Source organism: Candidatus Sulfotelmatobacter sp., from assembly GCA_035498555.1.
In the GTDB taxonomy this organism is placed as follows: domain Bacteria; phylum Eisenbacteria; class RBG-16-71-46; order RBG-16-71-46; family RBG-16-71-46; genus DATKAB01.
In genome coordinates this window covers 1-8,383 of sequence record DATKAB010000035.1, presented here as the reverse complement: position 1 = coordinate 8,383, position 8,383 = coordinate 1, and the positions used below count along the sequence as shown (strand labels likewise).

Annotated in this window: 7 protein-coding genes; all 7 read right to left on the bottom strand. The window is 67.8% G+C overall.

Annotated features, from left to right (window positions below; translation table 11 throughout):
* Positions 1-94 precede the first annotated feature (94 nt).
* Complete coding sequence (locus tag VMJ70_03250; GenBank protein ID HTO90127.1) at positions 95-904, bottom strand: hypothetical protein; 810 nt, start codon at positions 902-904, stop codon at positions 95-97.
* 27 nt (positions 905-931) lie between these two features.
* Positions 932-1,747 (bottom strand): hypothetical protein, encoded by an 816-nt coding sequence (locus tag VMJ70_03245; protein ID HTO90126.1) that lies wholly within the window; start codon positions 1,745-1,747, stop codon positions 932-934.
* A gap of 191 nt (positions 1,748-1,938) precedes the next feature.
* Positions 1,939-4,017 (bottom strand): M3 family metallopeptidase, encoded by a 2,079-nt coding sequence (locus VMJ70_03240; protein ID HTO90125.1) that lies wholly within the window; start codon positions 4,015-4,017, stop codon positions 1,939-1,941.
* 184 nt (positions 4,018-4,201) lie between these two features.
* The gene (locus VMJ70_03235; protein HTO90124.1) at positions 4,202-4,912 is read right to left on the bottom strand and encodes an SDR family oxidoreductase; all 711 of its coding nucleotides are present in this window, start codon (positions 4,910-4,912) and stop codon (positions 4,202-4,204) included.
* 37 nt (positions 4,913-4,949) lie between these two features.
* Entirely contained in the window at positions 4,950-5,489 is a 540-nt protein-coding gene (locus tag VMJ70_03230) for a hypothetical protein (protein HTO90123.1), read from the bottom strand.
* A gap of 37 nt (positions 5,490-5,526) precedes the next feature.
* A complete protein-coding gene (locus tag VMJ70_03225) occupies positions 5,527-6,021 on the bottom strand; it encodes a histidine phosphatase family protein (GenBank protein ID HTO90122.1) in 495 nt (164 codons plus the stop codon).
* 81 nt (positions 6,022-6,102) lie between these two features.
* On the bottom strand, positions 6,103-8,097 hold the full coding sequence (locus VMJ70_03220) for a hypothetical protein (GenBank protein HTO90121.1): 1,995 nt from the start codon (positions 8,095-8,097) through the stop codon (positions 6,103-6,105).
* Positions 8,098-8,383: the final 286 nt, after the last annotated feature.

Below are 8,383 nucleotides of genomic sequence, written 5' to 3'. Positions count from 1 at the left end.
GGGTGAGTTGCGATCCCGGCATCCTAGGCCAGCGCCAACGGCGCGGCGAGCCTCGCCGCCCCGGCGCGGTCAGAGCGGCGCCGGACGCGGGCCGCTACCGGTACATCGACTTGATCGCGCCCCAGGTGGAGCGCGAGGTGGGAGTTACCGAGACGCACTGAAGGGTCTTCTCACACGAATGAGGGTTCTGACCGGGATCGCAGTCGACGAAAGTCCGCTGAGGCGTTACACCGGGCTGCCAGGTGAGCAGGTCGCTATTGGTGCCGGCCTTCGGCTGCACGAGAAAGGAATTACCGAGTCCGGGATTCTGATCGAATTCTACGATCCGCAGGACGATGCACATCGGATCGGAGCAGCCGGCACAGGCGCCTGCGCCCACCGTCTTCGAATGATTGATCACCACCTTCGCGACGCGTAGCTCGCGGCCGGCAAGCACCGCGACCGGAGCAGCAACGGCACAAACCATCTGGGCTCGAGCCCCGTTTGGGCTGGGGAAGCCCGAGGTGTAGGTGCTTCCGCCAGAAGCGGCGCCCTGCCAGGGGTCGAGGCACGAACTCGCCGGGTCGGTGGTGAAGTCGAAGCTGGCGTGCAGGGCGCTCGGCGGACCCGAACGGCAGCCTGTGGCGAGGTTCCACCAGGGGGCCAGACTCGCGCCGCTGCTCATCAGGAAGATGTCCGCCTGCATCGCCACGACCGCGGGAATGTCAGTCGGCAGGGTCGCCGAGATCACGAATTCGTCGAATCCCGTGTTGGTGTCACAAGCGAATACCTTGTTGTTGATCGCCCCGTCGCCGTAACACTGGTCCCAATTGAGAGCGATGCTGCCGCCGCTCGAGATCACCTGGGCGGAGGCCTGGAAGGCTCCGAACATCAGCGCGGCGGATGCGAGAACCAGAATCTTCATGGGCGGCTCCTTCGGCCGGTGCCAGCGCTACCGATACATCGACTTGATCGCGCCCCAGGTGGAGCGCGAGGTGGACGTGACTGCCGGGCAGGTGAGGTCTTTCTCGCAATGGGGAGGCTGGCACTCAATCACGCGATGCGCCGACGCCCCGGTCTGCCAGGTGAGCAGATCACTGTCGGTCCCGGGATTCGGAAGGATCAGGAAGGAGTTGCCGCCAGGCATTCCTGGCTGCTGATCGAGTTCGACCGAATTGAGCATCATGCACATCGGATCCGCGCACCCGGCACATGCGCCCGTGCCCACGGTCTTCGTGTGCGAGATTCGTACCCGCGCGAGGAACAACTCATGATTGGCGAACACGGCGACCGGCGCCACGACGGCGCAGACCATGCGGAGCCGCGCGAGGTTGGGAACACCGAATTGCTGCGAGACGTAGTTCGATCCGCCGCTAGCTTGGCCCTGCCACGGGTCCACGCACGAGCTCGTCGAGCCAGTGGGCGTGAAGAAAACACTGAACGCGCTCGGCGGGCCCGCGCGACAGCCGGTGGAGGTCCCAGAAGCGGGGTCGAGGTTCCACCACGGAGCGAGGTTCGCGTTGCTGGCCGCCAGATCGACGACCACTGAGATCGCAACCAGCGCAGGGATATCGGCGGGCGGGGTGGCCGAGATCACGAATTCGTCGAATCCCGTATTGGTGTTGCATGCGAAGACCTTATTGTAGACCGGCCCGTCGCCGTAGCACTGGTCCCAGTTGATGGCCACGCTTCCGAGGGCCTGGGACTGAGCGCGTGTCGCGGTGGGGAGCAATGCCAGAACGGCGAGGGCGGGCAGAAGCGTCTTCATGGGCGGCTCCTTCGGGCACGGTCGAAGGTCGGCACGGCAGGGGCGGGGGAAGTCGAGCCGCGAACGCCTCAAGTCTAGGCCCCGGTTCCTCGCGACCGCAATGCCGAAATCCGCGTTTCGGCTACCCAAAGGCACCGCGGGCCGGCTCCGATGGGAACCGGCCCGCGGGATGTCAACGAGCGCTCAGCGCCTCAATTCTCGTCCAGCCATTTCTTCCACGCCTGATTGTTGAAGGGCCGGCCGAGGAAGCATTCCACCAACTCGGCCGCCGGCTTCGAGCCGCCCGGCGCCAGCACGCAGTCGCGGTACTGAGTCGCCGCTCCCGGCGCCAGCAGATTGTTCGAGTCGAAGTGCGCGAACAGATCCTTCGCGATCACCAGTGACCACATGTAGGTGTAGTAGACCGCCGAGTACCCATCGAGGTGGCCGAACGAGCACTGCCAGTGGGTGCCCTCGACGAACGGGAACGGCTGGTACTTGTTCACCATCTCGCGGATCAGCGCGCTGGTGTCGAGCGTCTTGGGATCGCGGTCGTAGCAGGCGAGCGAGGTTCCGGCGTAGACCATCTGGCGGCGCACTTGCAGTCCCTTGCCAAAGTCGTTGGCGCGATTCATCTGGTTCACCAGCTCGGCCGGGATCGGCTGGCCGGTCTGATAGTGCCTGGCGAACGAAGCCAGAACCGCGGGGTTCTTGGTCCACTCTTCGAGCATCTGCGACGGGGCTTCCACGAAATCCTGTTCGGTGCGGATGCCGCCGATGCCGATCCAGCGGTGGTGCCCCGAGAACAGCGCGTGCAGCAGGTGGCCGAACTCGTGGAAGAACGTGGTGACGTCGCTGTATTCCATGAGCCCCGGGTCGCCCGCCTGCCCGCCGGGGAAGTTGCAGACCAGACAGGCCTCGGGAATCTGCCGGCCCTCGAGCCCGGTGCGAACGTCGAATTCAGCGGCGTGGTTGTACTTGTTGGCGCGCGGGTGCAGATCGAAGTAGAAGCGCCCCGCGAGCTTTCCGCCGTCGTACATCTCGTAGCATTCGACCGACGGATCCCACACCGGCACGTCGGGCGCCGGCCGGAACTCGACGCCGAACATGCGGCTGGTCACGTCGAGCACGCCCTTCTTCACCTCGTCGAACGGGAAGTAGGGGCGCACCGACTGCGAGTCGAAGTTGTAGTCGGACTTCCGCACCTGCTCCATGTAGTAGACGTTTTCCCAAAGCTGAACCGCGGTCGCGCCCGGCGTGTCCTTGCGCTTGCGATCGAGCAGCACCTGATACTCGCGCTGGTTGCGCTCGCCCGAGGCCTGCACCACGCCGTCGATGAAGTCGCTGGCGTTCTTGGCGGTGCCCACCATCTTGTCGGCGGTAATGTAGTCGGCCCAGGTCGGGAAGCCGATCAGCTTCGCCAGCTCGTCGCGCTTTGCGATCATCTGTTTCAGCACGTCGATGTTCTTGGGGTACGCGCGATTGTTGTACTCCATGTACATCTTCTTGCGGAATTCTTCGTTCTTCGCGTAGGTGCTGACCGGCACCGCGTCGGGATAGTCGATGGTCAGCGTGATGCTCCCGTCGGCGGCGGGCTTGTGGCGGTCGATGAAGTCCTTGGGGAGTCCGTCGAGCTCGGCGGCGCTCTTCGCGATCACGGTGCGCTTGTCGTCACGGATGTTGCGATCGAACGCCTGGCTGATCTCGACCAGCTCGGCCTGGAGCTTCTTCACCTTCTCGCGCGTCGCGGGATCCTTGTCGACGCCGGCCAGCCGAAAGTCGCGCAGCGTGCGCTTCACGTAGTAGCGCGTTTCGTCATCGGCCTTGGAGACGTCGAGACCCGAAAGCGCGTCGTACACCGCGCGGTCGAGCGACAGCTCGGTGGCGTAGGCGGACACCGCCTGCTGCGCCTTCTCGGCGGCGGTGCGGACCGCCTCCTCGGGACTGACGTTCTGCATCAGGCTGGTCTGGGCGCCGGCCGCGTCGATCTGCCGGATGGCCTCGTCGTAAGGCGCCAGCGTATTCTCGACGGTGCGAGCGCCCTTCACCGCCTTGAGCTTCGCGATCGCCGCTCTGGCCTTCGCGATTCGCTGATCCTGGAGCTTCGCGAACTGCTCGGCGTTGGGCTTCGCCGCCCAGAATGGCGCGTTGTCGTCGCCGCTCGTGGCGGCGCCGGAAGCCGGCGCACCCGGTTTGGTCCCCGCCGGAGCGGCCGCGCCGGCGGCTCCCGAGTCGTGCGCCGCCATCGCCAGCAGCGCCGTGGTCACGAACATGAGCGATATACCTCGCATGGATGTTCCTCCGTGAGTCGCCCGAGTTCCGGCCATCCGGCCGGCCATGAGTAAGCCCGCGGGGAAGCGACGCGGCGGGCGAGCGGTGCACCTTAGCCGAGTCGATGCGCCGGCCGCCAGCCGGGGTCTTGCCTGCGGCGACGGGCGCGGTGGGCGGGAGTACGGGCGCGGGGCGCGCCGCGAATCAGGACCGCCGGGGCGGGCGGCTCGGGCGCATCTCGACGCGGCTGTAGAGGGCGCGCGCCGGCGAGCGCAGCAGGTCGAGCACCACCTCGGCGACGTCGGCGGGAGTGAGCGCCCAGTCCGACTTCTGCGACGAGCCGCTGCCAAAGTCGGTGGCGACGCTGCCCGGCATCAGATAGGAGACGCGGATGTTGTCGTAGCGCACTTCCTGCATCAGCGCTTCGCTGAATCCATTGAGCCCGAACTTGCTGGCGTTGTAGGCGGCGCCGTTCGGAAACGCGTTGCGCCCGGCCAGCGAGGAGATGTTGAAGATGTAGCCGCCGCCGCGCTTCTTCATCTGAGCAATCGCGGCATGGCAGCAGTAGAAGACGCCGTTGAGATTGGTTTCGATGACGGCGCGCCATTCGTCGGGGCGCAGGTCGGCGACCGGTCCGAAGATGCCGACCCCGGCATTGTTGACCAGCACGTCGCAGCCGCCGGCGCGCTTCTCGACCTCGCCGAACAGTTTGGCCACCGAATCCTCGGAGCGCACGTCGCAGGCCACGCCGATTGCGCCGTGGCCGACCTCGCGCGCCGCCCGCGCCGCGTCATCGGCGCCCCGCGCCGTGAGCACGACGGTCGCGCCCTCGGCGGCCAGCGCTTCTACGATCCCGCGGCCGATGCCGCGATTGCCTCCGGTGACTACGGCGACCTTGCCATCCAGAACGCCCATCCGGATCTCCCTGGCCCGAGAGGCCTGCGCGTCAGGACTACTGTTGAGGTTCGTGCTCCCACAGCCGCTCGACGCTCTTCAACACACTGGGATGCCGCAGCCACTGGTACCACGCCATGCCGGCCGCGGCGAGCAGATTGGCGATCAGCACCGACCAGGGCGCCAGCCGCCCGATCATCTGGGTGCCGAGCGCGGCGTCGGCCACGAACACGCCGAGCTGGAGACTCAGGAACAGCACCAGCAGCACGAAGAACATGATCGGGAAACGCTCGAAGAGATTCATGAGCTGGGAGAACACGATGCCCACCGCGACGAAGGCCACGAAATGGACCGCAGTGTAGGCGGCGATCTCGAGCGGGGCGATGATCGGTCCGTTGGCGGCGACCGCGGCGCCGTGCAAGAGCACGGTCCCGAGCAGGGCAGGGGTGTAGAGCGGTCGTCCGGCGGCCACGTCCAGCACCAGGAACCACACCGCGACGACCAACGCGCCGATCATCCCGGTGAAGAGTCCATCCAGCAGCATGTCGCTGTTGCGCGAAACGCGCACGGCCGGGTCCGATGCCTGTCCGACGGTCATGAGGTCCTCCACTTGATTCGAGCGAGAGGCAATGCTCTCACCCGGCGGCCTGATTCCCTCCGATTACGGCCGGCGACCAGGTCCTCTCGAGCCGACCGGACCTTGCGATTGGGATGCTCTCGCAGGAGATCCGGATCAGCGTAGCGGGGGGCACCGGCAGTTCGGTTCCGGTCAAATGGGACGCGAGGCGGCCGATCAGGGGCTGATGACCCACCATCAGCACGTGACCCGATGCGATGCCGCGGTCACTCAACGCCTGTAGGACGTCTTCGGGCTCGCACTCGGGGCCGAGCTCCGGGAGGCCTTCGATCGCGAGCGCGCCGTTCAACCGCTGCGCCACCAGCTCGGCGGTTTCGCGCGCGCGCGCGAGCGGACTGGAGAACAGGCGAGTTGGACGGGGGCCGGCCGCGACCTGATTGGCGATCCATGCCACGTTTGACCGGCCGCGCTCGGTGAGGCGCCGAGCGGCGTCTCCGCCCTCTGACGCCGGGGCGGCATCCCCATGGCGAAGCAGGTCGATCACGATGGCCATCTGTGACTTTACAAGGCTACGTCCGGGACTCCGGACGGGCAATGGCGGAATTGACGGACGGCCTCGCCGCCGGTCCCGAGTTCAGTGGGAGCTGCCGGAAAGGGCTTCGAGCCCCTGTCGGGCCTGGGCGTCCCCGGGGTCCCGGCGCAACGCCGCCCGGAACTCGCGCTCGGCCCCGGCGCGGTCGCCTTGCCGGAGCGCGATCCAGCCGAGGCGCGACTCGTAGCGCGGCACCTCGGGATCCACCCGATGGGCCGCTTCCAAGTGCTGGCGCGCGGCGCTCCAGTGGCCATCGATCATGTCGAGCTGGGAGAGGATGCTGGAGGCCCCCGAATTGGCCGGCGACGAGGCGGCCATGCGCTCGAGCTCGGCGCGGGTCTGTTCGCGCGCCGTCGAGTCCGCCAGCTCGCGGCCCATCACCGCCATGCCGGTGCGCCCGGCGCGCACGTGGCGGTAGCCGAACGAATCGGCCAGCGCGGCGAACCGCCCGCCGCGGCGGAGATAGAGCGCGGCCGCGTCGTCGAGGAACGCCAGCGTCCAGCTCGAATCGGCCTCGACGATGTCGAGCGAGACGTCGTAGGCGCCGTGGAGGCGGCGCAGCAGCGCCCACTCGAACCGATGTTCGGTTTCGAGCGTGTGCCAGGCGCCGGCGTCGTTGAGCATCAGGCCGGCGAGGCGGCGATCCTCGGCGGTGCCGGTCTGGTGGATGTCTATGAACGGCAGCCGATCGCGCTCCGGCCAGAAGCGCCACAGCAGATAGCCGCCGAACTCGAAGTGATTGAAGCCCGGGCCGCGGATGCCATGGGCCTGCATGAAGTCGGTGGCCGCCGCCGGGTACGAGCTCGGCAGCACGCCCATGCCGAGCGGCAGATCGGTGCGCCGCCAGTCGGCGATCCGCCCGGCGAGCAGCAGCGCCACGACCAGCGCCGCGCGTGACCGCGCCGGGCGCAGCCACGATGGCCAGCGGAGGTCGGACGCGAGTGCCGCGGCGCCGCGCGCGAGGTAGGGCGCCGCGACCACCGCCCACACGCTCACGAAGCGCTGATTCCACAACCCGAGCACCGAGAACAGCGCGCACGACAGCAGCTCGGCCAGATCCCAGCCGCGGCGCCGCGCGCGCAGCGCGGCGAGCAACGGCCAGAGCGGAAGCAGCGCGGCGTATCCAGTCGTGGCCAGGAATTTCCAGTCCACCGGCTGCAGCTCGCCGATCGTCCGGTAGATGGTTTCGTTGCGCCACACGAACGCGTAAGTGAACGGCTCCGCCAGCGCGCGCCAGCCGAACGGATTGACCAGGCACGCGGCCAGCGCCGCCAGCGCCACCCACTCGAGCCGTGGCCGGCGCGACGAACGCTCGAAGCGATCGTTGAGCGCGTGAATGCCGAGCAAGGCGAACAGCATCCAGTAGGAGATGTGCGAGTTGGCCCATACCCAGGCGACCGCGATCAGCCACCAAGAGCGATCGGGTGGGAACGTTGGCCCGCGTTCGGAAGTTACCCCGCCGGGCTCCGCGCGCCGCGCTTCGAGAATCCACACCGTCAGCGCGATCAGCACCGCGGCCAGCGTTTCGGGCCGGGCGTAGACGCGATGGCGGTAGACCAGCGCCGCCCAGCCGATCATCAGCAGCGCCGCGAAGCCGCGGGCACCAAGTCGGCGCGCGGTGAGCCAGCACAGCGTGAACGCGCCGAGCGTGGTGGCCCAGCGCCAGAGCTGGAGCCCGGTCATGCCGGCCGCGGCCCAGAACGGCCAGAGGAGAGCGCGGAACGCCCACGAGGGCAGCACCTGGCGCACGCCGTAGGTCGGCCAGGTCCACTCGTTGGTCATGGGGATCCGGTGCTGGCTCCAGATCACCTTGCCGACCAGCAGGTGCTGCCAGAAGTCGGTGTCGGTCATCCGGAACGTGACGTCGATTACGATGCAGGCGGCGAGCGCCGCGAGCCCGGCTAGCATCGCCGGGTGCAGGAGCGGCGCGGCGGGCAGGGGCGCCGGCGCATCTCGGCGCGCGCGCGAAACCCCGGAGTGGCGGCGCTGGGAGCGCGGTCGACCCGCGTCGCGACCGGGATGGCTGCGTGGGCTCATGCGGCGGCGATGCTCCCTGGGCCTGGCCTGAGTGACGGACGATCGACGGCGCGATTGACCGCGATCGCGAACGACATGTCAACCGCGGCGTTTGCCGTGGCTTGACGCGTTCGATAGTGTTCTTCGCCACTTCGACGCGCGAATGGCCGCGAGCCCGGCAAGGAGTGCGCTTCCCGCCCATGAAGAGCCCTTATCTCGATCTGTTGAGTCGCCGCGTATTGGTGTTCGACGGCGCCATGGGCACGCAGCTCCACGCCGCCAACCTGTCCGCCGCCGACTACGGCGG

What these genes read in the sequence shown, in the direction of transcription:
- VMJ70_03250 (HTO90127.1), bottom strand. Translation starts at nt 904, where the DNA reads ATGAAGATTCTGGTTCTCGCATCCGCCGCGCTGATGTTCGGAGCCTTC.
- VMJ70_03245 (HTO90126.1), bottom strand. Translation starts at nt 1,747, where the DNA reads ATGAAGACGCTTCTGCCCGCCCTCGCCGTTCTGGCATTGCTCCCCACC.
- VMJ70_03240 (HTO90125.1), bottom strand. Translation starts at nt 4,017, where the DNA reads ATGCGAGGTATATCGCTCATGTTCGTGACCACGGCGCTGCTGGCGATG.
- VMJ70_03235 (HTO90124.1), bottom strand. Translation starts at nt 4,912, where the DNA reads ATGGGCGTTCTGGATGGCAAGGTCGCCGTAGTCACCGGAGGCAATCGC.
- VMJ70_03230 (HTO90123.1), bottom strand. Translation starts at nt 5,489, where the DNA reads ATGACCGTCGGACAGGCATCGGACCCGGCCGTGCGCGTTTCGCGCAAC.
- VMJ70_03225 (HTO90122.1), bottom strand. Translation starts at nt 6,021, where the DNA reads ATGGCCATCGTGATCGACCTGCTTCGCCATGGGGATGCCGCCCCGGCG.
- VMJ70_03220 (HTO90121.1), bottom strand. Translation starts at nt 8,097, where the DNA reads ATGAGCCCACGCAGCCATCCCGGTCGCGACGCGGGTCGACCGCGCTCC.